Genomic DNA, 23,806 nt, shown 5'->3' with positions numbered 1-23,806 from the left:
TTGTTTTTTTTTTTTTTTTTGTGTGTTTTTATGGTGCGGGGCGGTGGCGGGGTTGGGGTGGGGGTTTTGGGGGCGGGGGGGCCCCCGGCGGGGGCCCCCCGACTGCAGCATCTCCGCCAGACGCGCCTTAAACTGGTTGCCGGGAAAGGCCTGCTGAAAACAGGCGTTGACCAGCAGGGTGACAAGGATCGCGGTGTTAATCGCCACCCACAGCCAGAGCAGCAGCCGCACCAGGATCTCGCTCTGGCTGGTCATCGACGGGAAGGTTTGGGCGTAAATCACCGCCAGCGCCACCACGAAAAAGGCCAGTCCCAGCTTGCCCAGCACCCGCATCAGATAGATGGCGCAGAAAAAGAGCGCCACGGAGGCCGCCAGGCGGATCAGCGGGTAGTCATAGGTCCACTTGATGATCAGCAGCACGCCGCCGAGCGCCACGCTGACGGTGACAAAAAAGACCACGCTGACTAACTTAATCATCAACACGTTAGGCTGGCTGACGTAGAACACGACGATCAGCGCGACGGCCAGGAAGGGGATCTGCAGGGTCATGAACAGGGTGATGAGCACCGCACAGCTCAGCGTCAGGCGCAGCGTGTAGCTGGCGCGTCCCGGCGCGTCGCGCAGTTCCTGGCGTAAAAAATGGGCGAGAGGAAACATTGCGTCGCCCGGCTACGGCTGCAGCACGGCGCTGGCCGAGGCGCCCATGCGGAACAGAGCCGGATCGGGATCGCTGACGGCGATTTTCACCGGGAAGCGCTGCGAGACGTGGACCCAGTTAATGCTTTTCTGGATCAGCGGCAGGCCTTCGATGACGCTCCCGCCTTCGGGCAGGACCCCGGAGCCGACCGAATCGACCACCCCATTAAAGGTCCGGTTGTGGTTGGTCATCACGGTGATCCGCGCCGCCACGCCGGGGCGCACGTTGTTCAGATCGGTCTCGCGGAAGTTCGCGATCACATACCAGCGGTCGTCATCCAGCAGGGTGAAGACCGGCTTCAGCGCCGAGGCGTACTGGCCGACGGTGGTTTTCAGCGCCACCACCACGCCGTTGAACGGCGCGCGCACTTCGGTAAATTCCAGATGCAGTTCGGCGAGGGCGATTTGCGCCAGGATCCCGGCGCGTTGCGCCACCATGGCATCCACGCCGGTCACGGCCGCCGAGGCCTGTCTGGCCTGCAGCAGCGTGGCTTCCAGCTCCGCCCGCGCCGCTTTCTCGGCGGTGCGCGCCTGATCGAGATCTTCCTGCGAGGCAAACCCCTGCGGCACCAGCGGTTCAAGGCGGATGCGCGTGGAGGTGGTCTGCTTGACCAGCGCTCTGGCGCGCTCGACGGCGGCCGCTACCGACTGGGCGTTATACTCCTGCGCTTTGATGGTGCGCTGGGTCAGCATAATCTGCGCGTCGAGGGTCGTCAGCCGGGCTTTCGCGTCATCGAGCATCGCCTGATAGGGACGGGGGTCGATGCGGAACAGCAGATCGCCTTTTTTCACCCGCTGGTTATCGCGGATGGGCATCTCCACGATGCGTCCGCTGACCTCGGGCACCACATCGATGGTATCAGCATAGACATAGGCGTCATTGGTCTCCGGCGACGTTTGCAACTGCCAGATAACCAGGATCAGCGCCAGGATGGCGGCGAGGACCAGCGCCAGCAGAGGCCATTTCTTGCGTAACAGGGGAGTGCGGGAAGTAGTCATAAGCGATCAGTGAACAAAAAACAGAAACCACAGCAGCGTGGCGAACAGGAACATCAGCGCGACATAGCTGAAGACCAGGGGAGAAAAGCGCGGCTGCCAGCCGTTACGGGTAATCAGGATATGGCAGGGGATGAGTAAAAACGCGCCGCCCAACAAGCAGAAAAACCAGCCGGGGAACACGGCGCCCAATACCGGGATCGCTGGTGAGAGTGAGCAGCCGGTGAGCGGCAAGACGAGCAGTAGCCGCGCCGGGCGGGCTATGGTGGCAATATGATTCAATGGAACATCCCTGAGTGCTCTTACCAGTGTGTCATGAGTGTAATCGCCTCGTTGCGGGAATGAAAGTCAACCGTTCGTTGACTGCGGGATCCGTGCGCGCCGGAAGAGCGGGAGGATGCGCCAAATCCCTCTCCTGACGCCCATTACCGACTTGCGCATAGTCAGCCGTCACGGGGAGGACTATGCTTAGCCTGAAAGTCATAAAACAAGACCGAGGCAATGTCATGGATAAGGAATTACTGGAAGCCGGCTACCGGGCCTATACCGGGGAGAAAATCGACGTCTACTTTAATACGGCGATCTGTCAGCATTCCGGGAACTGCGTGCGCGGCAGCGCGAAGCTGTTCAATCTCAAGCGTAAGCCGTGGATCATCCCGGATGAAGTGGATGTCGCGACGGTGGTGAAGGTGATCGATACCTGCCCGAGCGGCGCCCTGCAATATCGTCATAAATAAGCGAGGAGAAGATGGAAATACTGGAAGGGCACAACAAATTTTATGTTAACGACGCGCAGGGTAACCAGGTCGCGGAGATTGTTTTTGTTCCCACCGGCGAACACCTCAGCATTATCGAACATACCGATGTCGATCCCAGCCTGAAAGGCCAGGGCGTGGGGAAACAGCTGGTGGCGAAGGTGGTGGAAAAAATGCGCCAGGAGCAGCGGAAGATTATTCCACTCTGCCCGTTTGCCAAACATGAATTCGATAACACCCGCGAATACGACGATATTCGCGCCTGACGTACCGGCACCGGTGTAAACCGGTGCGCTTTTCACTCGCCAGCGCATCCGCGCCATTAGTCACTCATCGCTTCCTCCCATGCCTGTTCAAACGCCGACCGTGAGTTTGCTGATGAACGAGGCGGCTACCTGTGCGGAAAGCGAGGGGCCATATGCGGGTGATATTCCACCCGCTTTTTTACCCCCGCCAGCCGCTTCGCCGCGTTCAGCATCCGCTGGTTCAACCCCCGGGCGGCCAGCGAGCAGGAAGAGAGGATGTCATCGGTCATCATTGATAGACAAAGGTAATGCCGATGATCGACTGCACATTACCGGCGGTGACCTGGCCTGTGGTCCGGGCGTAGGTCGCCGTCAGGCCGAGATTGACCGGCGAGGTTCCGACGGTGCCCAGCGAGACCGTGCTGTTCGCCGGCACGGCGCTGCCGTTGCGGGTAAGCTGGACGCCTATCCCCTGCGCCGGCGAGGCGGAGGCGGTGTTCGTGAAGATCGCGTGGGCGCTGTCCGCGGTGGCGCCGGAGAGGTAATACCCCAGCTGCTGGCTCTGCGCGCAGTGCACGGTGAGCGGCACGGTCATGGAGCCCGGGTAGTCGGGGAGGGTGACGGTGACATCGCGGGCAGAGACATCGCAGCCGCCGGTGGGGACCACCACGTCGTTATTGGCGTAGATGTTCCAGATGAACTGGAAGGAGTCGCTATTGTAGTTGTTGGTCTGATGCAGGATCAGCACCGCGATCAACGATCCTGCGGCGATCGCCACCCCGCCGGCGGTGCTGACCGGCGTCAGATACAGGACGGCGGGCCAGGGCTTATCGGTTCGTGAATCGTAAATCACCCGCGCCGTTTCCGTGGTGGTCGGGAAGGGGTAAGAGGTGCCGTTATATTTCACGGTGCCAGAGAAACTCGACAGCACGCCGCCATAGGCGGATCCGCGCTGCAGGGTCACGTAGTCAGTGATCGTTTCCGGATAGTCGTTATGGCAAAAAATCTGCGTGGAGAGGTCGACCACCAGGTTTTGCCCGACGTTGACCGCCGGGGTCAGGTTAACGTAGACATTGGCTGATCCGCCGCCGATGGGGATCGTCGCGCCGGTGGCCGTTTTGCAGGCGAAGGACCAGGCGTTTATCGACCAGCCCAGCAGCAGCAGGGTGGTGAACAGAGGGATAATTTTTTTCATCATGATGCTCTCCTGGCTCAGGCGTAGGTATAGGTGACGTTAATCACCGCCTGAATGGTGCCTTGCGTGGCGCCGCCGTTGACCGACAGGGCCCTGACCTGCAGCGGGAAGCGGGCGGACTGGCTGGCCTCATCCACCTGTACCGACTGGCTGCTGCCGTTGTTCAGCGTGGCGCCGTCCTCGCTCTGCAGTTCGAGCTGAATATTGCCTGCCGTCCCCTGGTTTTTGTAATAGCCGGTGCTGTCCGCGGTCCCGCTGAAGGTGGCCTTCACCCGTGAGGTACCGACGGGGCAGTTGCTGAGATCCAGCGCCACGCTGTGCCAGGCCGATGCCGAGCCCGCGCCGATCAGGCTGAAGGTGTAAAGATCGCCCAGCTCGACGGTGGCATTGACGGTGGAGACCGTGCAGGGTCTGGCCACCACCTTCCCGTTGACGGTGAGGGTGACATCGGCCGCCCGCAGGTAAGGGCTCGCGGTTAACAGGCCGGCCAGCAGCCAGCCCACGTGGGTCCATTTCATTGCAGCCTCCGCTTACTGAAATTCCAGGGTGAATGTCGCTGTCGCATTGACATGCCCGGCGGTGACGGGCACCTGGGTGGCCATCAGACGGGCGTAAAAGTTCAGGATGTTGGTCTGGCCCGGCGTCAGCGTGGTCCAGGCGATGGCTGACGACGGGGCATTGACGGGCAGCCGGGACTGCTGCTGGTCGAGAATCTCCACCCCCATTCCCGCCGCCGCCGAGGCGCCGGCGTCGAGTTTTAACAGGCTGGTATTGACGCTGTCCGCCACGCCGGTGAAGCCGACCTTCACCGCGGTGACGGAAGTGCCGCAGGGCGACAGCACGATACGGAACGGCACCGGCGGGGTCGTCGCCCCGACGGCGTAAAACTGTTTCGCGGCGTTGTCCTGCAAATCGACGGTGAACTCCTTCGACTCTCCGGCCACCGCGCAGGCGTTGTCGCGCACATAGCCGCTGATGGCGATCGTGCTGTCGGCAGCGAAGGCCAGCGGCGCGGCCAGCGTGAGCAGGGCGCCCAGCAGATACTGCGGTGTTCTCATCTTCATCTCCTTAGCGACACGCGACGGACAGCTGGCTGAGCGTCTGCTGCCGGCTCTCCGGCGGCAGACGATAATCGGCCACGCACTGGGCGTCGGGGCCATCGCCCCATTTCACCCGCACCTTACCCGCCAGCGGCATCCCGCTGAGGTAGACCTGACCGTTATCCGCGACGATGCTGCCGCTCTGGTTGCTGTCGCTGGTGGCGAGGGCGCCAAACGGCACCGGTTTGCCGCGATGGGTCAGCGTCATCAGGATCTTCATCCCCACCTGGGCGTTAAAGCTGGCGCGGACGATCGCCCCATGGGTAGGCACCACGCTGACCACCGCATCGTCAAGGTCGACATTGTCCGCCAGGGTGTTGGTGTCCAGCGCGACCCGGTTTTCGCGATACTCGGTGGCATACGGCAGGACGGCATATCCGCGCCAGTCGGTGCGAACCCCGGTCTGGTTTTCCACCTTCACGCCGCCGGCGCCGGGGGCTTTCACCAGCACCACGGTATCGTTCAGCGGCTGGCTCAAGGTGATGCCGTTGGCGTGCGCCAGCACGCCGCCGCTGACTCCGTAGTAAAGCTGTTTAAAGCCATCGCTGCGGCTGTAGCCGACGTTGGCGTTGCCGTAGCCGCCGCGGTAGTTGAGCGCGGTATAGCCGGTACTCCCGCTGTCGCCGTTGCCGCCGCCGGCATAGCCGGTTTGCACGCTATAGCTGAGGTTGTTGTCTTCCAGCAGGGTGCCGTACAGGCCCGCCAGATTGGTCATGCGGCCATTGAGATCGTGCGACAGGCTGTAGCTGGCGCTGGCGTGCCGCCAGACCGAACGGCTATCGGAACGCAGCCAGTGGCTGAAGGGGATATTGACGTTAACCGCCAGCATCTGATCGCGTCCCTGCTGCCAGGCGTTTTTCGTCAGGCTGTAGCTTAGCGACCAGTTGATATCGTCTACGGCGGCGTTGAGGCCGGCCTGCAGTTGCTCATCGGCATCGTCGGTGCCCCAGTAAGTCTGGTGGCTGCCGCTCAGATAGAGGGTGGCGGTACGCCCCAGCTGTTGGGTCACGCTCAGCTGCACCTTGCCGCGTTTGCTGTAAGCCAGATTGTAGTAGTCGGTAAATTTGGGTTTCACCTGGATAACCCCGTCCTGAGTTTCCACGCTGTAGCCGCTCATCCGGCGGTAGGTGGTATCGGCAAAGTTATAGTAGCCGCGGGTGGAGTAGCGGTAGCCCACCAGCTGCAGGTTGGTGCCGGTCTCATCCAGTGACTTGTTATAGAGAAAACGCACCGACTGTCCCTGATGCTCGCTGTCGTCAGGCAGGGTGGCGTTGGCCTGGGTGATATCCAGCGACAAGGCGCCGAAATAGCCCATGTTTTTCCCCACCCCGAGGTTAAAGGCGCGATAGCGGTCCGCCAGCTGGGCGCCGCCGTACAGGGTCCAGCCGGCCGGCAGGCCATGCATGGCCGTGCTCTGGAAAAAATCGGGCGTTTCCTGCTGGCTGTTGCCGCTGCGGTACTCCCCGGCGGAGAGGGTGAAGCGGGTATGGCCTTCGCGCTGCAGCACCGGCACCGTTGACCAGGGCACGCTGAAGACCTGGCGGGTGCCATCCGCTTCTTTAATGGTGACCTGCAGATCGCCGCCGTTGCCCGCGGCGTAGAGATCGTCGATGGTAAACGGCCCCGGCGGCACCGTGCTCTGGTAGATTTCGTAGCCGTTTTGTTTGACTGACACCTGCGCGGTGCCGCGGGCGATCCCGTGGATCACCGGCGCGAAGCCTTTCTGGCTGTCCGGCAGCATATTGTCATCGGAGGCCAGCTGCGCGCCGCGGAAGTTGATCCCGTCGAAGACATCGCCGTTGGTGTAGCTATCCCCGAGGGTAAGCCGCGACCGCAGGGGAATGATGTCCCGCTCAAGCCAGCTGTTGACGTGCTGCCAGCGGTTCTCATTGGATGAGGCGCTGCCGCCGCTGCTGTAACTCCAGGTGCTGTTATCGCGCAGGCGCCAGGCGCCGAGGTTCAGCCCGCTCTGCAGATTCAGATAGGCGTAACGGCTGTTCCCCCCGGTGGCGTTATGAACGTTATTGCCGGTGAAGTTATAGTTAATCAGCCCGGCGGTGATGCCGTTATCCCATAGCTCCGGCGGAATATAGCCGCGGGCGTGGCTGCCCATAAACGCCTGGGGTACGGTGAGATACAGGCGCTGCTGGCCGACATCGAAGCGGGTGGTGGCTTCGCTGATGAGCGTCGTTAGCGGCACGCAGGCCTTACTGTCCAGGGCCGCCATGCCCGTCACCCGTCCGGTATCCACCCCCATGCTCGCCAGCTGGCCGCGGGTCAGGCAGGGCGACAGGCCATGGCCCTGCGCATCGGCCTGGAAAGTAACGTCCCGGGTAGTCATATAGCCGTTATTGAGATAAATATCGACGCGATAGGTGCCCGGCGGGACCTCCTGGCCTTTTTCAAATCCCGACAGGTCTGCCACCGCCGCCGGATCGTCAGCTAAAAAGCGGGGGTTAAAATAGAGGTCCGCCTGCGCGGCAAACGGCTGCGAGCAGAGCCACAGCGTCAGCGCCGGTGTAATCAGGCGCCGGGCGCTTCGGCGACCCCCATGGCCCAGTCCATATTTTCGATGTGACATAATCCCTCCGGTCCGACGTTGCCCGGCAGTCAGTGCTTCTGGTCATGCGCAGCGTGGCCCGCGCGGCGGGGCACACCAGAGTTAACGCAGTACGCCATTCATTTTCGGCGTCAGCGCGCCGTAATCGTTAATGGTGCGATAGGTGATGGTGCCGCCGGCATCCGCGGGCAGCTTGACGCTGGTTTTGCCCATCGGCGGCACCAGGGCGTTTTCCAGAATGCGCGTTCCGGCGTTCAGTTCGGTCACCGTCAGGTAATAGGGGGTGGGATTCGTCAGCGTTAGCGACGATCCGTTGCGGCTAAAGGTCAGCTTGTCCGGCGCCTGATCCGGGGGCAGGGCCAGTTTTGCCGGTCGGTAGTAGAGCTTGATGCGGCTGATAATCGCCAGCTGGAGGGTGTTGTCGCTGAGCTTCGATTTATCCATTGAAGGAATGGCCTTCACGTTCATCCAGAACAGGCTTTCCCGATCCTGCGGCAGCTGGTTATTGGTCGCGTCGATAATGCGCAGGGTGTTCTCTTTTTTGCCCTGCATGGCAAACAGGGGGGGAGTGATAACAAACCGGCCGTCTCGCTGCCCATCGGCATTTTCCACCCATGACTGAATAAGCCAGGTGCTGTTGTCGTCGTTATTGGTGACCGCCAGCTGGACCTGTTTCTGACCCGCCGGGTAGATGACCCGGGTCGCGCCCAGCGCGACGCCCGCGTGCGCGCTGGCGCTCAACGCGCCGGCGGCGAAAAGCATACATCCCGTCAGTATGCCGCGTATCGTCGTTGCCGTTTTTCTCACATTATCTCCTTGTCTGCTCACGGTGTTGTCCTGCTGGTCTGCGGGTTGATTACTGATAGGTTAATGAGAACCAGGCCTGGGCGTTGGCCGCCCCGCCGGTGACCTGGCGTCCGGTCGCCCGATATTTGGCGACGAAATTTAGCGTCGTCGGTCCGCGGTAGAGCGGCACCCAGCGATCCGGCGGACGATTGAGAGGCAGCTGCTGGCCGTGACTGTCGAACAGCGCGATGCCGATCCCGCTGGCGATCCCCGGGCCTTCGCCCACCGACAGCACGTCGGGGTTTTTGCCGTCAGCCACGCCGTGAAATGCCACCCCGACATGCTGGCTGACTGCCGTACTGCAATCCTGTAAATGAATCGTGAAAGGGATCGGGTTGCTGTCTTCGCCCACGTCGTGAAATCGGTTACTGCTGATCTGTCCCAGATTGACCGTCATCTGCCGATCGCCGGCTTCGACGCGGCAGGAACTGGCCATGATCAGGCCCTGAAAGCGCATGCTGCCCCCCGGCAGCGTGACGTTCCACTGATTACCGGCCAGCGCCAGCGGAGGCAGCAGCAGTAGCAGACCCGATTTCATTCCCTGCATCGTTTCACCCCGGTTGCAAAATTAAGCGCGGGCCCTCCTGGCCCGGATGGCTTCCTTGCCTGATGTTTGCCTTACTCGTACTGCACTTTGAAGGTGGCGTCAGCGTTCGCGATACCGGCGGTCGCGGCGCCAGTGGCGTAGTAACGCGCCTGGAACGGAATGATGTTGGTGCCGTCATTCAGGGTGGTGGCAGCGCTGAAGGTGGCGCCGTCCAGCGCCAGCGGCGTGCCGGTGTTGTCGAGGATCTGCACGCCGACGTTGGTCGCGCTGCCGGCGGCAGAGTTTTGCAGCGCCAGGACGGTGGTATTGCTGCTGTCGATGGCCGTACCGGCGAAGGCGACGGACGCTTTGGTTGCTACCGTGGTGTCGCAATCATCCAGCTGAATGTTGAAACCGACGGACGAACTGGTGCTCCCCGCCGTGGCCAGCTTCGCGGAACGCACCTGGCCCAACTGGACGGTTTGATCGATAGAGCCGGCATCCACCGCACAGGCCGCGTTAACGACTTCCCCTTTAAAATGGACGGTCCCGCCGTTAACCGTGGTGGTATCGGCCAGGGCCGCCGCGGAGCTCAGAGACAGGGCTGACACAACAATCATTGCCAGTGTTTTGATTTTCATACTGTTTTCCTTTGAACGATGTCGAAATAACGAACCGGATTGGCAGCCGTTGTGCCTTCCAGGCATTTCAGATTTCAGCCGAGTGGTCCGGCTGCCGGCTCTGCACAGTTTTCGCCCAACCGATGAGACAATTGGGGCCATTTTGACTCGTTGAGATAAACGATCTGATTTCCGTTTAATTACGCCTGTTTTATGGTGTTAAGTTCTGAGAAATATTGTTTATATGGATATTTCATCTGTTGTTGATGGCGGAGTGCGAAAGGAAGAGCGATGCCGCTGGCGAAGGCGCGTCGATGCCCCGGGAGGTTAGGGTGAGAAAAGTGCGTAATTGATGTTTTAAAAATGATTTAAAATCAGATGATTATGAATTTTTTTGCAGAAATATGGCGTGGTGAGTTGCAAAATATGTCAAAACATTTTTATGATATAAACAGTTTGGCCCCAATTGACCTGTTCACGGTTTATTTTTTTAATCAAATTCAATCGGTTGTATCAATTCCCGCTTCTGCATTGCTTTCTCCAATAAGATTATTTCTTTCCCATATTCCGGCAAAACGCGCCGCATTGCTGGCGGTGTAGCGTACCGTGTGTCGAATATTACGATGATCGAGATAATCCTGGATCAAACGGGTATCTGTCCCTCTTTCCGCCAGTTCGTAGCCGCAGGCGTGACGCAGCATATGGGGGTGGGTCTGCGTTACGGTACCTGCCTTTTCCCCGGCCGCGCGAATAATACGATATGCCTGCTGGCGTGAGAGCGGGGTACCGCGACGGGAGATAAACAGCGCGTCGGTTTTGGCCGCCGCTTTCCAGCCGGCGCGGACCTGACTCCAGCGCTCAATGGCCTCACGTTCATCAAAGCGCAGCGGGTGAATAGTCGAAAAACCGTTCTTCAACCGCCGCACATTGACCCGGCCTTCCCGTAGATCCAGATCGTGATAGTGCAGATCCAGCAGTTCGCTGATGCGCATCCCGTGGCGAAAGGCGAGCAGGATGAGGCAGTAGTCCCGCTCGCCGGTGGCGCCCTGACGCGCGGCCTGCATCATAGCCTGAACTTCTTTGGCGGTAAGAAAACGACGTCGGTTCACAATAGTTGCTCCTGAAAAAGATGTGAGGGGTCGTCATGGCGAAACCATACGCCATGACGGAAAAGATCCGTAATGCGAGAACGGTACAAGGTGAAGGCGATTAACCACGCATAGATAGCATATTATATTTACAGCCAGTCAAAATATCGCCTGGCGATAATTCTTAATTTTAGAGATTTTAAGCAAGGCCACAATAGATCTGCTCGGGTTTCATAGCATGTGCATAAAATAAAAGGTTTTTTTCAAACGATAGATTTTAAAAATAGCGGGATGGATTTTGAGCCAACAATAAATAGTCACGGCAAAACCGGAATTTATGCAGGGTTAATTGAACGAGGTGACCGCAGGATTAAATAAGAACTTGTGGGAACAGTAATCATAATTAACCGAGGGTTAATTTATTGATATTTAATTTCCCCGCAACGCGGTACAACGCCATCCGTGGCGTCAGGCTTACTGAAGCAGCGACAGGCGCTGTTTGTCGCGCGTATTGTCCCAGATACCATAGAAGCGTCCCGCGTTGCTGGCGGTATACCAGACGGTATGGCGAATATTGCGGTGTCCGAGATAGTCCTGGATCAGGCGGGTATCGATACCCATATTGGCCAACGCAAAGCCACACGAGTGACGCAGCATGTGCGGGTGGATCTCCAGCGGCAATCCCGCCTGGTCGCCAGAAGAGGCGATAATCTGATAGAACTGCTGGCGGGAAAGAGGATTGCCTTTGCGGGAGAGAAACAGCCACTCGCTGGCGGCCTGCGGCCAGGTGTTGCGAATGGCCAGCCAGCGCTTTAGGGCGTGGATCTCTTTATTCAGCAAAGGGTGGGTGGTCGAGAACCCCTTTTTTAGCCGATGGATATAAACGCAGCGGGAAGCAAGGTCGATATCGGATATTCGCAGGCGACAGATCTCGCTGGCGCGCAGACCATGGATGAAGCACAGCAGCGTCAGGCAATAATTACGTGCGGCGTAGGGACCGCTATCGGCGGCTTTTAGTAGCGACTCGATTTCATTCTGAGTCAGGAAGTTCCTTTTTTTAATATCGGCGTTATTCGTCATGGTGTTCCCTTTTATGGCAGGCAAATATTACGCTTTCCAGGCCTGCGTCAGGTCATTGTTAAATGCGACTGCCTTTTTATTTTTAAACAGCGTGCTGATAACGTTTTTATTTGCTACGGGTGCGCGCAGTATCATGGGCTATCGCCATCCCCTGCGATAAGACGCCGCATGCTGAAGGGTAAAGAAAGGGTTAGCTGGTTGAACTGGCGAATCTTTCCTGGAGGTTTCCACGTCCTGTACATCCCTGATCCTCTTGATGATGCCCACGTGATGATGAAGGCACTGGCTTCCGGCCACGGCAAGGCGGCCATCAATGCCGTCATGATTTATTTCCCGGCTGTCGGGGCGGCACGGCGTCAGCCAGCCGGCCGCCCGTATCTCAGCGACGGGAATGGCATGAGTAATTTCTCAGACAGAATACAACCTTGAACCGTCTGGATAGCATTCACTGCAAAACTACAACAGTGATTAAACCATACTGCAAAAAGCCTGGGGATAATAGCCATTGTCTCTGTAAGGGCACTTTACGTCTTATTTAAAGGGTTGAGCTTAATCTTAATAGTGCAGGGGTAGCAGCGGGCGGTAATCGGCGGTAGCGGTGATATCAGGCTGTGGGTATTAGTAGCCATGGACTGCGGACCGGTTGCGGGTAATATTCTGCAGCAAACTAAGAATAAAGAGCAGGCAGGGCTGGACGCGACGGTCCGGCGTCACAGGCGGAGTGAAAGGCTCCGGTGGCAGAAGACCTCGATCTGACATTCGCCGGAGCAGGCTGACTTACCATTTTTCGTCGCGGGCTTCCTGACGACCTTCGCGGCGGTTTTCCCGCTTATCGTGACGGCAGCTGGCGTTGCTTTGATTGTTGTTGCTGACGCACTCTTGCTTGGTTTCACGGCCCTGCTCGCGGCTATCCTGGCGGATATCGCGGGCGTCCTGGCGCTGGTCGCTGCGCCAGGTCGCCTGCGCCGAAAGCGAGGGCGTCAGCAGCGCGACGCACGCCAGGGCGAGTAAGCATCTTTTCATCTGAGTGGTCCTGTTAATGCATGTATTAAATAAATAGCAGTTAATGAATATTCGTGCCTGATGCGCAGGATGATAAAGTACATAAAGTGCCAGGATAGCGATAACTGATTTATTTTTATCTGTTTTTAGGGGTGTAACGACTGCTCTTATATGTTATTCAGGGTGCCAGCATTAAAAACAAACGTCTGTGGTATGCTGAAGAGAGTAAAGTGCTTTGTGCAAAGATAGGGCAGAGGGTAGGTACAGGAGCCCGCTGATGCTGATAATGCGGAGCCTTGTGACCTCGAGCTTTGACGAGAAAAACGCCGACAAATCATCCATCCTTGAAAACAGGCACTATTGTTCGCCGGGTATGAGATTGTCGTCCGGTGGTTCATCTCTTTTCACCATGGCATAACGATGATGATTCCGATTGCGCAACGCGACTGGCGCCTGCTGGTCGCCGGGAGCGGCGGCCTTCTTCTGCTGGCCGCCGGCGTCACCTTGCACAGCCACTGGAGCGACTTTCTCCAGTGGTGCCTCGCCACGCAAATTACCCTGCATCGCTATCTGGTGATGTACCTTTTGCTGCTGAACAACCATCAGTACAGCGGCGGCGTCTGGCTGCTGGTGGGCGCATTTCTTTACGGCGTGCTGCACGCTATCGGACCGGGCCACGGTAAGTTTATCGTCACCACTTACCTGAGCACCAACCAGGAGAGCCTGACCGCGGCGCGGGTGGTGCCTTTTCTCGGCAGCCTGCTGCAGGGCGTGAGCGCCATCCTGTTTGTCTATATTCTCGCGGTGGGGCTGAATCTGGCCGCCGGCGATCTCAGCGCCAGCCGCTGGTACGTCGAGAAGATCAGCGCCCTGACCATCGCCGCCTTTGGGGTTTACGTTATCTGTCGCGCGCTGCAAAGCCTGCGGCCGGGTAAAACAAGGATACGCGCCCTGAGGCCGGCGCATCAGCATGATGCCGCGTGCGGCTGCGGGCACCACGGCGTGGGGCAGGACCTGCAGGGCGCCGACTGGAAGACACGTCTGGGCGTGGTGCTGGCTATCGGCGCCCGGCCCTGCAGCGGGGCGATTATGATCCTGCTGTTCGCCAACGCGCTGGGGATCGTCAGCTGGGGCATCGCCGCGGTGATGACCATGGCGCTGGGCACCGCGCTCTCGATCCTCGGTCTGTCGCTGGCGGTGCACTATGCCCGTCACCGTACCGTCAACCGGCTGACGGCGACCAGCCGTCCGCGGCCCTGGCTGGTGCCGCTGGTGAAGATCCTCGGCGGGCTGGCGCTGATCCTCTTTGCCGCCGGGTTGTTTTTCACCGTGGTGCCGATCAGCGCTAACGGCGACTTTATCGCCGCGGGCTGTTAACGGCTTTCCAGCAGGCGCATCAATATCCGCAGCGCCTGATCCAGCTGCTGGCGCTCGCCATCGCTGAGCCCCGCCAGCAGCTGCCGTTCATTATCGACATGGGTCTCCACCGCCTCATCGATGCGCTCACGTCCGGCGGGCGTCAGGGCGACCAGCATACTGCGGGCGTCTTCCGGATTGGGCAGGCGGGTAATAAACCCGCGTTTTTCCAGCGCCTTCAGGCGATGAGTCATGGTGCCGGAGGTGATCATCAGCGTGGAGAAGAGCTGGGTCGGCGAAAGAATGAACGGCGCCCCGGCGCGGCGCAGCGTCGCCAGCATGTCAAACTCCCAGCGCACCAGTTCGTGGCGCGTAAAAGCCACTTCCACCTGCGGCTCCAGCAGCATGGCGCACCGTTTCAGACGGCCAATCGGCCCCATTGGGCTGCAGTCGAGGTCCGGTCGCTCCCGTTGCCACTGGGCGAGAATCCGATCAACGGCGTCGATCGGCGGTGATTTGTCCATGAGTGCTCACTTGTCTTGATGTCAAGATAATTGCGGGTACATACTTGAGGCACCAATTTAACTTGAAGTGAAGATAAAATCATGGCTTTTCTCTCGCGTAGTCTGATGCTCGACCTGCTGCTCACGGCGCTGGCGCCCGCTATCTGGGGGACGACCTACATCGTCACCTCCCAGTTTCTTCCCCCTGACCGGCCGTTTATTGCCGCACTGCTGAGGGTGTTGCCGGCAGGTATCGCCCTGCTGATCTGGAGCCGCCGCTTTCCGCAGCGCGGCGAATGGCTAAAGCTTATCGTTACCGGCATCTTAAATATTGGCGCGTTTCAGGCGCTGTTGTTTATCGCCGCCTATCGCTTACCCGGCGGGCTGGCGGCAGTGATTGGCGCGATCCAGCCGCTGCTGGTGATGCTTCTCGCCTGGTGCGTAGACCGGCAGCGCTCGCCCTGGCTGGCGGTATTCTCAGCCCTTGCCGGCATACTCGGTATGGCCATGCTGCTGCTGTCGCCGCGCACCGTCCTCGACCCGCTGGGCATCGGCGCGGCGTTTCTCGGGGCGATCAGTATGGCGCTGGGCACCTGGCTCTCCCGCCGCTGGGCGCTCTCCCTGCCGATCGTCGCGTTAACCGGCTGGCAGCTGGCGATCGGCGGGGTGGTGCTGGCGCCAGTGGCGCTGATCGTTGACCCCCCTTTGCATCAGGTGACTGCGCTGCAGGCGGCCGGCTATCTGTGGCTGTGCGTGGCGGGCGCCATGCTGGCCTATGGCCTGTGGTTCCGGGGGATTGGCCGCCTCTCGCCGGTGGCGGTATCGGCAATGAGCCTGCTGAGCCCGGTGACCGCCGTGGTGCTGGGGTGGATTTTCCTTGGACAAACGATCCAGGGGATGGCGCTGGTCGGGCTGATCGTGGTACTGGCGAGCGTATTGTCTATTCAGCGCGCGCTGGCGCGCCAGGCGGCGGGGGCAAAAACGAAAAAAGCCCCATAACGGGGCTCGACATTGCTGTGTGCGGGGTAGGCGGCGGGAGCCAGACCAGCCGCCCGCAGGCGGCCTGTCCGGCAGCTCCCTCTGCAACCATTCGCTTATTTAGAGAGCTCGGCGGTCATATGGACCTGGTTGCCGGTGTACGCTTCGGTGATGTGGTAGGAAGCGCCTTGTTCTTTCGCAATGGTTGCGATTTTCGCTTCTGCGCTGTCCAGGGTGTCTGCTGTTACGCTCACCGGATGAGCGAAGCTAGCGAAAGAGACCAGGGAGAGCATACCGGCAGCGGCGAGTAATTTTACGTTTTTCATGGTGTTTGTCCTTTTAACTTTTATGGTGGAAAGCGTGTTTGCTTTCGATGGACTTATAATAAGTCTGCTAACTATAACGCGCGTGGCAAAAAGTGCGATTTAGATCACATTTTTATGGCGGTTTGATGATGGGGAAATGAAGCTTCCTCTATTTTTTAATTTAAAAACAAAGGATTAGTGATTGATTTCTGGAGGGGATATCACGCGGACTGCCTGTGCTCAGAGTGTGGAATGCGCCTCATTTACGCGGTTGCCATTCATTGTGTGAATTGATTGAGCGGTTTTTAACCGCCGTCGTGGCGGATTCGGACGATTCGCAATAGCCCTCTGGCGGCCATTTCGGCATGCTGAGGCGGCCCTTTCTCTCGCGCCCTGGCGTCAGGCTTTCCGTGCTGTAAACAACCACCACCCCGTTTTCACCTATCAATAATTATTTATTAATAGCCATTAGGTATATGTTATATAACTTAATGAAACGTGAACAAATGTATATTTGTCGGCGAATAAATAGCATTCTTTGACGCCGATAGCACCAGCGAACTTATATTTTTTGGTTCGTTACCTGACGCCTTAAATATTGCGGCTCCCGGTCAGTCGAAGATTCTATTAGCAGTGGCATAAATCAGCATCGCCTGATGTTTCTGGTTCTATGCGAATTCACAGTGTGCTCATTGATTCGTAATTCACTCTGACAAGGAAATGGCAATGAAAAAGGTTCTTCTCTCTGCAGCAATGGCAACCGCGTTTTTTGGCATGACTGCTGCCCATGCAGCTGATACCAATGTTGGCGGCGGCCAGGTTAATTTCTTCGGTAAAGTTACCGATGTATCCTGTACTGTTTCTGTTAACGGCCAGGGCAGCGATGCGAACGTTTACCTGTCTCCGGTAACTCTGACTGAAGTTAAAGCGGCAGCAGCGGATACTTACCTGAAACCGAAATCTTTCACCATTGACGTCTCTAACTGCCAGGCGGCTGACGGCACCAAACAGGATGACGTAAGCAAACTGGGCGTAAACTGGACCGGCGGTAACCTGCTGGCTGGCGCAACCAGCAAACAACAGGGCTACCTGGCGAACACCGAAGCTTCCGGTGCTCAGAACATCCAGCTGGTGCTGTCTACTGACAACGCTACCGCGCTGACCAACAAAATCATCCCGGGTGACAGCACTCAGCCGAAAGCGAAAGGCGATGCTTCCGCTGTAGCCGATGGCGCGCGTTTCACCTACTACGTAGGCTACGCCACCAGCGCGCCGACCACTGTGACCACCGGTGTGGTAAACAGCTACGCGACTTACGAAATTACTTACCAGTAATTCCGTCAGAAAATAAAACTGCCCCGCGATGGGGCAGTTAATAACAATAATAAAGCGGCAATGTCCGCCGCTTGTATTTTTATTCTGAGGTCAGCATGAAGCGTATTGCCCTTTTTTTCTGTTTCATTTTTAGTTTTGCGGCCCATGCCAACAATATTATTGTTAACGGTACCCGCTTTATTTATCCAGGAAATGAAAAAGAAATAACGGTACAGCTTTCAAATAACGCCGACCGTCCGGCGCTGGCGCAGGCCTGGCTGGATAACGGCGATGCCGATGCCACACCGGATACCATTACCACCCCGTTTATTATCACCCCGCCGATTTCGCGCGTTGACGCCAAGAGCGGCCAGACGCTGCGTATTAAGCTCGGCAGCAGCGCCGGTCTGGCGAAAGATAAAGAGACGCTGTGGTGGCTGAATCTGCTGGAAATTCCGCCGGTGGTGGCTGATCAGAAAAATGAAGGCCAGAACGTGCTGCAGCTGGCGATCCGTTCCCGCTTTAAATTTATTTACCGCCCTGCCGGGCTGGGCAACCGCGATGCGGCGGCCGAGAAGCTGACCCTGACCGCCAGCGGCAGCAGTCTCGCCATCAACAACCCGACGCCGTTCTACATTACCGTCAGCCGTATTTCCCGCGACGGCGGTAAAGCCCTGAACAGCAAAACCGTGATGCTGGCGCCGCAGTCCAGCCAGACGGTGGCGCTCTCCACCGCCGTCAACCGCGGCGAAACCCTGACCGTTAACAACATTAATGACTATGGCGCCGATGTCGCAGTGAAAGTGGCCGTTAAATAAGGGAAAAGCTAATGAAGCAGAGGTCATTCTGCCCGGGAAGATTAAGCACCGCGATCGCCATCGCGCTGTGCTGCTTTCCGCCATTTTCCAGCGGACAGGAAAACCCGGGAACGGTATATCAATTTAACGACGGCTTTATTGTCGGCAGTCGCGAAAAGGTCGACCTGTCACGCTTCTCGACCAGCGCGATTACCGAAGGCACTTACTCCCTTGACGTCTACACCAACGACGAATGGAAAGGGCGCTACGATCTGCGCATCGCGCGCGACAAAGACGGTAACCTTGGGGTCTGCTACACCAAAGCGATGCTGACGCAGTACGGCATCGCGGCGGAAAAGCTCAATCCGCAGCTGAGCGAACAGGAAGGCTATTGCGGTAGCCTCAAATCCTGGCGCAACGAAGACAACGTCAAAGACAACCTGGTCCAGTCCTCCCTGCGGTTGAACATTTCAGTGCCGCAGATCTATGAAGATCAACGCCTGAAAAACTATGTCAGCCCGGAGTTCTGGGACAAAGGCATTACCGCGCTTAATCTTGGCTGGATGGCCAACGCCTGGAACAGCCACACCTCTTCGGTCGGCGGGTCGGATAACAGCAGCGCCTACCTTGGCGTCAACGCCGGTCTGTCGTGGGACGGCTGGCTGCTGAAGCATATCGGTAACCTGAACTGGCAGCAGCAGCAGGGTAAAGCGCACTGGAACAGCAACCAGACCTATCTCCAGCGGCCGATCCCGCAGATCAACTCCATCGTCAGCGGTGGGCAGATTTTTACCAATGGCGAATTTTTCGATACCATCGGTCTGCGTGGGGTCAACCTCGCCACTGATGACAATATGTTCCCGGACGGCATGCGCTCGTATGCCCCGGAAATTCGCGGCGTGGCGCAGAGCAACGCCCTCGTCACCGTGCGTCAGGGCAGCAACATTATCTATCAGACCACGGTTCCGCCGGGGCCGTTTACTCTGCAGGATGTCTATCCATCCGGCTATGGCAGCGATCTTGAAGTCTCGGTAAAAGAGGCGGATGGCTCGGTGGAAGTGTTCAGCGTGCCTTACGCCTCCGTTGCTCAGCTGCTGCGTCCGGGCATGACCCGCTACGCGCTCTCCGCCGGTAAAGTGGACGACAGCGGGCTACGCAACAAGCCGATGCTCTATCAGGCGACCTGGCAGCACGGGATCAATAACCTGCTGACCGGCTACACCGGGGTCACTGGCTTTGACGACTATCAGGCCTTCCTGGTGGGCACCGGGATGAACACCGGGATCGGCGCGCTCTCTTTTGACGTCACCCATTCGCGGCTGAAGAGCGATACCCATGATGACTCGGGGCAGAGCTATCGCGCCACCTTTAACCGCATGTTCACCGATACCCAGACCAGCATCGTGCTGGCGGCGTATCGCTACTCGACGAAAGGTTATTACAATCTCAACGATGCGCTGTACGCCGTCGATCAGGAAAAAAACAGCCGCAGCAACTATACGCTGTGGCGGCAAAAAAATGGCATGACCTTCACGGTGAACCAGAACCTCCCGGAAGGCTGGGGCGGGTTTTATCTCAGCGGTCGTATTTCCGATTACTGGAACCGCTCCGGGACCGAGAAGCAGTATCAGGTCAGCTACAACAATTCGTTTGGTCGTCTCTCCTGGTCGGCGAGCGCCCAGCGCGTCTATACCCCGGACAGCTCCGGCCATCGCCGCGACGATCGCATTTCACTCAACTTCAGCTACCCGCTGTGGTTTGGCGATAACCGCACCGCCAACCTGACGTCGAACACCTCGTTCAACAACTCGCGCTTTGCCAGCTCGCAGATTGGTATCAACGGCTCGCTGGACAGTGAAAACAACCTTAACTACGGCGTGTCGACCACCACCGCCACCGGCGGTCAGCACGATGTGGCGCTCAACGGCAGCTACCGTACGCCATGGACCACCCTCAACGGCAGCTATAGCCAGGGCGAAGGGTATCGTCAGAGCGGCATTGGCGCCAGCGGGACGATGATCGCCCACAGCGGCGGCGTGGTGCTCTCGCCGGAAAGCGGCTCGACGATGGCGCTGATTGAAGCCAAAGACGCGGCCGGCGCCATGCTCCCGGGATCGCCGGGCACCCGCGTGGACAGCAACGGTTACGCCATCCTGCCGTATCTGCGCCCGTACCGGATCAACGCCGTCGAGATCGACCCGAAAGGCAGCCATGACGACGTGGCCTTCGATCGCACCGTGGCGCAGGTTGTGCCGTGGGAAGGCAGCGTGGTTAAGGTGGCGTTCGGCACCACGGTGCAGAACAACCTCACCCTGCAGGCGCGCCAGGCGAACCATGAGCCTCTGCCGTTCGCGGCGAGTATTTTCTCCCCCGACGGCAAGGAGATCGGCGTCGTCGGTCAGGGCAGCATGATGTTCATCAGCGATGCGAACGCCAAACGCGCGATTGTGAAGTGGAGCGGCGGGCAGTGTTCGGTGGATCTGGGACAGCAAACAACAAAGGATAGCGTATGTCGCTGAGGAAATTACTGACGCTTTTTATCGTCTTAATGGCGCTGGGCACCACCTCGTCCTGGGCCGTCTGTACGCGTCTTTCTTCGCCAACGGTGATGCTGGACATGGTGGTGGGCAGGGTGGTGGTGCCCCCGGATCTGCCGGTGGGCTCGGTGATCCTCACCCGCGACTGGACGATGAGCGCCCCGGGCGGGGCGAGCTATCGCTGTACCTCCGGCACCAACCGCTTCGCGGCGAAGATCGTCTCGCCAGGGGCCACCGATCTTGGGAATAAAATTTATTCCACCAACGTGCCGGGGATTGGTATGCGTTTCAGCCGCGGCGGCGCGACGGTGAATATCGTCTATCCCGACGTCTATTCGTCCCGGGTGTATAACACCACCAACTATTCCCTTGAAGGGTCACGTTTTACGCTGGAGATTATCAAAACCGCGGCAACCACCGGCAGCGGCACCCTTGCGGCGGGAAAATACACCTCCTATGACTGGGAGAGCGGCGGCAACCCGATCCTCGAAACCTATCTGAGCGCCAATGCGATCACCGTGGTTTCGCCCTCCTGTTCGGTACTGAGCGGGAAAAATATGAATGTTGATGTGGGCGCCATCAGACGCACTGACCTGAAAGGGGTGGGCACCACCGCGGGCGGGAAGGATTTTAATATCGATCTGCAGTGCAGCGGCGGCCTGAGTGAAACGGGATATGCCAACATCAGCACCTCTTTTTCCGGCACCCTGGCGACCAGCACCACCGCCACCATGGGCGCCTTGCTGAATGAAAAGGCCGGCAGCGGGATGGCGAAAGGCGTCGGCATCCAGGTGCTGAAGGATGGATCCCCGCTGCAGTTTAATAAGAAATATACCGTTGGCCGCTTGAATAATCAGGAGACTCGCTACATCACCATCCCGCTGCACGCGCGCTTTTATCAGTATGGCCCGACGACCAGCACCGGCGAGGTGGAATCGCATATGATCTTTAACCTGACGTACGATTAATACGGGAGGGGGAATGAAGGGATTGCCGAAACATACTATCGCGTGGCTGCTGCTCTGCGGCAGCCTCGCTGCCCCCTCGGCGTGGGGTTTCGAGACCAATTATGATCGCGGACGGGTCGATTTTGCCGGGCGGGTGACGGATATTTCCTGCAGCGTCGCGCTCAATGGCGGCCAGCATGCCGGCAGCGGCAACGTCTGGCTGGCGCCGGTCAGCCTGGCGGAAGTGCACGATCGCGGGGCCGGCGCGTTTATGAAGCCGCAGCCTTTTACCCTGGCGCTGTCAAATTGCCAGCTGCGTCATGACGGCGGCGCCGCCTCGCAGGACGAGGTGCGGCGGGTCAGCGTTCGCTGGGTCGACGGTTTTTTACTGACGGCGGTCGGCAATGAGAACGCGGGCTATCTAGCCAATACCTTGCCAGACGGAGCGCAGAATATTTATCTGGCGCTGTCGACCAATGATAATAATACGCTGGATAAGAGTAATAAAATTGTCCCTGCGGACCCGCAGCAAAATCAGGTGCATTTGCAGGAAAGCGCGGTCAGCGGCGGTCTGTTCACCTATTATGTGGGCTACGTTTCGCCGACGCCGAAAAGCGCCACCAGCGGGCCAATTACCAGCTGGGCAACGTGGGAATTAGTTTATAATTAAGCGAGACGAAAAAGCCGGGCAAGCCCGGCTTTTTTATATGACAATATCGTCGGCAACCAGCTGTTCAATGCTGACTTCCTGCCAGTAATGCCCCTGAATAGCAAACCACTCCATACCCTGCAGCCATTTTTTATGGGCTTCGCTTTCCACGCCTTCAATAATCACGTTGTGATGATTGCGGGATAAAAAGGTGACCAGCGCATCCATCAGCTGACGGCCGGACTCTTTGCGCATCAGATGCCAGAAAAAATCTTTATCAATTTTGACATAGTCAAAATGATAACCGCTGATGGCGTTTATCCCCGCGTAGCCAGAGCCGAAGTCGTCGAGCCACAGCGAGGTATCCTGCGGGCTTTGCCAGGCGGCGAGGGAATTATTCAGAAGTTTCTCGGCGTTTTCGGTCACTTCAAAATGGACGCAGGTCAGGGCGGCAATTTTCTCTTTTATTTCCTTCTGGCGTAGCAGATTCAGGATATGGTCATCGACGTTAATGGTGGCGGAAATATGGTTACGTAAAAACCATGCTTTATGCTGTTCAATCAACGCCAGTTGCTCGAGAAAAATACGTTCACGAACCGCCGCGGTGGCATGGCGGAAAAAATATTCTGGCGAAACGGGAAGATTATCGAAGCGGCTTAAGCATTCAACTGCGACTAAGGTACCTTGTGGGGAAAACATTTTCTGAAAGACGTAGCGTACAGCGATATCATTACGAGATAAAATGTTGTCTTCGAATATTTTAGTGTTCATTATCCCTCTTCACGAGGTTAGTCAGACAATAAGCAGAGGATAGTCTAATTATAGGCTACCTGATGGTTAATGGGAATGGCAGGAAATGTAAATCAACAGCGAATAAGTACGCTTTATCCGCTATTGATTTACCGCTGTAAAATTTAACATTGATGAAGGGCGGCAATACGCTGGTTCATCGTGCGGGAATTATCAATGCCCAGCTTTTGCATGATATGGATACGATGGCTGTGGACCGTTTTATGGGCAATGCCGAGCAGGGCGGCAATACGCTTATTATTATTGTTGGCAATCAGCAGTTCGAGGATCTGGCACTCCCGCGGCGACAGCTGTTTGCGCAATCGTCGCGGCGGCGGTTCGCTGGCGCCCTTCGCGCGCTGGATAATGGAAGTAAACATAGATAGCGGTGAGTTTTCGCTAATAATCATGGCATTATCGACAGTTATCAACTCTCGGCATAGCCCGGCAATGTCGCTTTTTACCATCAGCACCGGCTGCTGGCAGCGCTGCAGGGAAAGGCGGAGCGCATTCAGCAGATCAAGGATTCTGATGGCAGAAATATCCTTATTAATTAAATTGAAAATAACCGTTTGGGCCACAGGCAGATGTTTTCTCTGGATAACATCGTCATAGCCAAAACGGGTGGCATTTTCATGACTATCAATAAGGTAGTGATAGATTGAGTGACCAATGAGATTATCATTGGTGTACAGCAATATACTTTCCAAGGGTATCAGATTCTCTTTTTGCGCTTGGCTTCTAAGATCAGGTCCAGCAGAATCTTCTCTATTCTGCGCTGGTCGTCGAGATGACGGAACTTAAACTGGCAGGGGCTTTGTTGAATAAATCGAACTTTTGCTAAGTTGAAGGATCAGATCACGCATCTTCCCGACAACGCAGACCGTTCCGTGGCAAAGCAAAAGTTCAAAATCACCAACTG

The 23,806-nt window shown here is 57.7% G+C and carries 28 protein-coding genes and 2 pseudogenes; 11 read left to right on the top strand and 19 right to left on the bottom strand.

The window, feature by feature from the left end; all coding sequences use genetic code 11:
• The 3 genes and pseudogenes from AC6CWS_RS25535 to AC6CWS_RS25525 all read right to left on the bottom strand — a co-directional run.
• A pseudogene (locus AC6CWS_RS25535) lies at positions 1-657 on the bottom strand (multidrug transporter subunit MdtO); the annotation flags it as partial.
• A 12-nt stretch (positions 658-669) separates the two neighbouring features.
• Positions 670-1,695 carry a multidrug transporter subunit MdtN gene (mdtN, locus tag AC6CWS_RS25530; RefSeq protein WP_023290946.1) on the bottom strand — a complete coding sequence of 342 codons (1,026 nt, stop codon included), beginning with the start codon at positions 1,693-1,695 and terminating at the stop codon, positions 670-672.
• Between the two features lie 6 nt (positions 1,696-1,701).
• A complete protein-coding gene (locus tag AC6CWS_RS25525) occupies positions 1,702-1,974 on the bottom strand; it encodes a YtcA family lipoprotein (RefSeq protein WP_065883790.1) in 273 nt (90 codons plus the stop codon).
• A gap of 224 nt (positions 1,975-2,198) precedes the next feature.
• On the opposite strand from AC6CWS_RS25525, the gene yjdI reads away from it, so the two are divergent.
• Positions 2,199-2,429 (top strand): 4Fe-4S mono-cluster protein YjdI, encoded by a 231-nt coding sequence (gene yjdI, locus AC6CWS_RS25520; protein WP_004205354.1) that lies wholly within the window; start codon positions 2,199-2,201, stop codon positions 2,427-2,429.
• An 11-nt stretch (positions 2,430-2,440) separates the two neighbouring features.
• Complete coding sequence (locus tag AC6CWS_RS25515; RefSeq protein WP_002916201.1) at positions 2,441-2,713, top strand: GNAT family N-acetyltransferase; 273 nt, start codon at positions 2,441-2,443, stop codon at positions 2,711-2,713.
• Between the two features lie 125 nt (positions 2,714-2,838).
• Here AC6CWS_RS25515 and AC6CWS_RS25510 read toward each other — a convergent pair whose 3' ends face one another.
• From AC6CWS_RS25510 to fimB, 10 genes are all read right to left on the bottom strand, one after another.
• Positions 2,839-2,985, bottom strand: coding sequence for a hypothetical protein (locus AC6CWS_RS25510; RefSeq protein ID WP_175393106.1), 147 nt, complete (start codon positions 2,983-2,985; stop codon positions 2,839-2,841).
• The gene (locus tag AC6CWS_RS25505) at positions 2,982-3,887 is read right to left on the bottom strand and encodes a fimbrial protein (protein WP_065883848.1); all 906 of its coding nucleotides are present in this window, start codon (positions 3,885-3,887) and stop codon (positions 2,982-2,984) included. Before AC6CWS_RS25505 ends, AC6CWS_RS25510 begins: the two co-directional genes overlap by 4 nt.
• Before the next feature lie 17 nt (positions 3,888-3,904).
• Positions 3,905-4,405 carry a type 1 fimbrial minor subunit FimG gene (gene fimG / locus AC6CWS_RS25500; protein ID WP_065883788.1) on the bottom strand — a complete coding sequence of 167 codons (501 nt, stop codon included), beginning with the start codon at positions 4,403-4,405 and terminating at the stop codon, positions 3,905-3,907.
• A 12-nt stretch (positions 4,406-4,417) separates the two neighbouring features.
• Positions 4,418-4,945: a type 1 fimbrial adaptor subunit FimF gene (gene fimF, locus AC6CWS_RS25495; protein ID WP_023290941.1), complete on the bottom strand. Its 528-nt coding sequence runs from the start codon at positions 4,943-4,945 to the stop codon at positions 4,418-4,420.
• Positions 4,946-4,955: 10 nt separating this feature from the next.
• Positions 4,956-7,568, bottom strand: coding sequence for a fimbrial biogenesis usher protein (locus tag AC6CWS_RS25490; protein ID WP_080901381.1), 2,613 nt, complete (start codon positions 7,566-7,568; stop codon positions 4,956-4,958).
• 81 nt (positions 7,569-7,649) lie between these two features.
• Positions 7,650-8,309 carry a fimbria/pilus periplasmic chaperone gene (locus AC6CWS_RS25485; protein ID WP_223822580.1) on the bottom strand — a complete coding sequence of 220 codons (660 nt, stop codon included), beginning with the start codon at positions 8,307-8,309 and terminating at the stop codon, positions 7,650-7,652.
• A 94-nt stretch (positions 8,310-8,403) separates the two neighbouring features.
• Positions 8,404-8,940, bottom strand: a complete 537-nt coding sequence (gene fimI, locus AC6CWS_RS25480) for a type 1 fimbrial minor subunit FimI (protein WP_004205362.1) — start codon at positions 8,938-8,940, stop codon at positions 8,404-8,406.
• Positions 8,941-9,011: 71 nt separating this feature from the next.
• Positions 9,012-9,560 (bottom strand): type 1 fimbrial major subunit FimA, encoded by a 549-nt coding sequence (gene fimA, locus AC6CWS_RS25475; RefSeq protein ID WP_004205364.1) that lies wholly within the window; start codon positions 9,558-9,560, stop codon positions 9,012-9,014.
• Positions 9,561-10,039: 479 nt separating this feature from the next.
• Positions 10,040-10,648: a type 1 fimbria switch DNA invertase FimE gene (fimE, locus tag AC6CWS_RS25470; RefSeq protein ID WP_498256455.1), complete on the bottom strand. Its 609-nt coding sequence runs from the start codon at positions 10,646-10,648 to the stop codon at positions 10,040-10,042.
• A gap of 453 nt (positions 10,649-11,101) precedes the next feature.
• Positions 11,102-11,707, bottom strand: a complete 606-nt coding sequence (fimB, locus tag AC6CWS_RS25465; RefSeq protein ID WP_023290937.1) for a type 1 fimbria switch DNA invertase FimB — start codon at positions 11,705-11,707, stop codon at positions 11,102-11,104.
• 168 nt (positions 11,708-11,875) lie between these two features.
• Here fimB and AC6CWS_RS25460 point away from each other — a divergent pair, with 168 nt between their 5' ends.
• Complete coding sequence (locus AC6CWS_RS25460) at positions 11,876-12,136, top strand: hypothetical protein (RefSeq protein WP_032428979.1); 261 nt, start codon at positions 11,876-11,878, stop codon at positions 12,134-12,136.
• A gap of 348 nt (positions 12,137-12,484) precedes the next feature.
• On the opposite strand, the gene AC6CWS_RS25455 is transcribed toward AC6CWS_RS25460, so the two are convergent.
• The gene (locus AC6CWS_RS25455; protein ID WP_023290936.1) at positions 12,485-12,730 is read right to left on the bottom strand and encodes a hypothetical protein; all 246 of its coding nucleotides are present in this window, start codon (positions 12,728-12,730) and stop codon (positions 12,485-12,487) included.
• 399 nt (positions 12,731-13,129) lie between these two features.
• On the opposite strand from AC6CWS_RS25455, the gene AC6CWS_RS25450 reads away from it, so the two are divergent.
• On the top strand, positions 13,130-14,086 hold the full coding sequence (locus tag AC6CWS_RS25450) for a nickel/cobalt transporter (protein ID WP_044524643.1): 957 nt from the start codon (positions 13,130-13,132) through the stop codon (positions 14,084-14,086).
• Here the strand turns inward: AC6CWS_RS25450 and AC6CWS_RS25445 are convergent.
• A complete protein-coding gene (locus tag AC6CWS_RS25445; protein WP_023290934.1) occupies positions 14,083-14,589 on the bottom strand; it encodes a MarR family winged helix-turn-helix transcriptional regulator in 507 nt (168 codons plus the stop codon). The two genes, AC6CWS_RS25450 and AC6CWS_RS25445, sit on opposite strands and share 4 nt — an antisense overlap.
• A gap of 81 nt (positions 14,590-14,670) precedes the next feature.
• On the opposite strand from AC6CWS_RS25445, the gene AC6CWS_RS25440 reads away from it, so the two are divergent.
• Positions 14,671-15,567, top strand: coding sequence for an EamA family transporter (locus tag AC6CWS_RS25440; RefSeq protein WP_023290933.1), 897 nt, complete (start codon positions 14,671-14,673; stop codon positions 15,565-15,567).
• A 95-nt stretch (positions 15,568-15,662) separates the two neighbouring features.
• Here AC6CWS_RS25440 and AC6CWS_RS25435 read toward each other — a convergent pair whose 3' ends face one another.
• Positions 15,663-15,872, bottom strand: a complete 210-nt coding sequence (locus AC6CWS_RS25435; protein ID WP_002916131.1) for a YdgH/BhsA/McbA family protein — start codon at positions 15,870-15,872, stop codon at positions 15,663-15,665.
• Positions 15,873-16,577: 705 nt separating this feature from the next.
• Here AC6CWS_RS25435 and mrkA point away from each other — a divergent pair.
• From mrkA to mrkF, 5 genes are all read left to right on the top strand, one after another.
• Entirely contained in the window at positions 16,578-17,186 is a 609-nt protein-coding gene (mrkA, locus tag AC6CWS_RS25430) for a type 3 fimbria major subunit MrkA (protein WP_000756959.1), read from the top strand.
• Between the two features lie 95 nt (positions 17,187-17,281).
• Positions 17,282-17,983, top strand: a complete 702-nt coding sequence (mrkB, locus tag AC6CWS_RS25425; RefSeq protein WP_048298224.1) for a type 3 fimbria chaperone MrkB — start codon at positions 17,282-17,284, stop codon at positions 17,981-17,983.
• Between the two features lie 11 nt (positions 17,984-17,994).
• A complete protein-coding gene (gene mrkC, locus AC6CWS_RS25420) occupies positions 17,995-20,481 on the top strand; it encodes a type 3 fimbria usher protein MrkC (protein ID WP_044524639.1) in 2,487 nt (828 codons plus the stop codon).
• Positions 20,472-21,467 (top strand): type 3 fimbria adhesin subunit MrkD, encoded by a 996-nt coding sequence (gene mrkD / locus AC6CWS_RS25415; RefSeq protein ID WP_023290930.1) that lies wholly within the window; start codon positions 20,472-20,474, stop codon positions 21,465-21,467. The genes mrkC and mrkD overlap by 10 nt, the downstream gene beginning before the upstream one ends.
• A gap of 13 nt (positions 21,468-21,480) precedes the next feature.
• Positions 21,481-22,116 (top strand): type 3 fimbria minor subunit MrkF, encoded by a 636-nt coding sequence (gene mrkF / locus AC6CWS_RS25410; RefSeq protein WP_023290929.1) that lies wholly within the window; start codon positions 21,481-21,483, stop codon positions 22,114-22,116.
• Positions 22,117-22,149: 33 nt separating this feature from the next.
• Here mrkF and mrkJ read toward each other — a convergent pair whose 3' ends face one another.
• From mrkJ to AC6CWS_RS25395, 3 genes and pseudogenes are all read right to left on the bottom strand, one after another.
• Entirely contained in the window at positions 22,150-22,866 is a 717-nt protein-coding gene (mrkJ, locus tag AC6CWS_RS25405) for a cyclic-di-GMP phosphodiesterase MrkJ (protein WP_023290928.1), read from the bottom strand.
• 143 nt (positions 22,867-23,009) lie between these two features.
• Positions 23,010-23,594, bottom strand: coding sequence for a transcriptional regulator MrkI (gene mrkI / locus AC6CWS_RS25400; protein ID WP_032428976.1), 585 nt, complete (start codon positions 23,592-23,594; stop codon positions 23,010-23,012).
• Positions 23,595-23,599: 5 nt separating this feature from the next.
• Positions 23,600-23,704 (bottom strand): annotated as a pseudogene (locus tag AC6CWS_RS25395) (PilZ domain-containing protein); the annotation flags it as partial.
• A 25-nt stretch (positions 23,705-23,729) separates the two neighbouring features.
• Here AC6CWS_RS25395 and AC6CWS_RS25390 point away from each other — a divergent pair.
• Positions 23,730-23,806, top strand: a 77-nt coding sequence (locus AC6CWS_RS25390) for a hypothetical protein (protein ID WP_224261798.1), incomplete at its 3' end; no start/stop codon positions are given.

This window comes from Klebsiella sp. M041, assembly GCF_059759695.1.
Note: the sequence above shows the minus strand (reverse complement) of the source record. Positions and strands in the feature narration are given on the sequence as shown.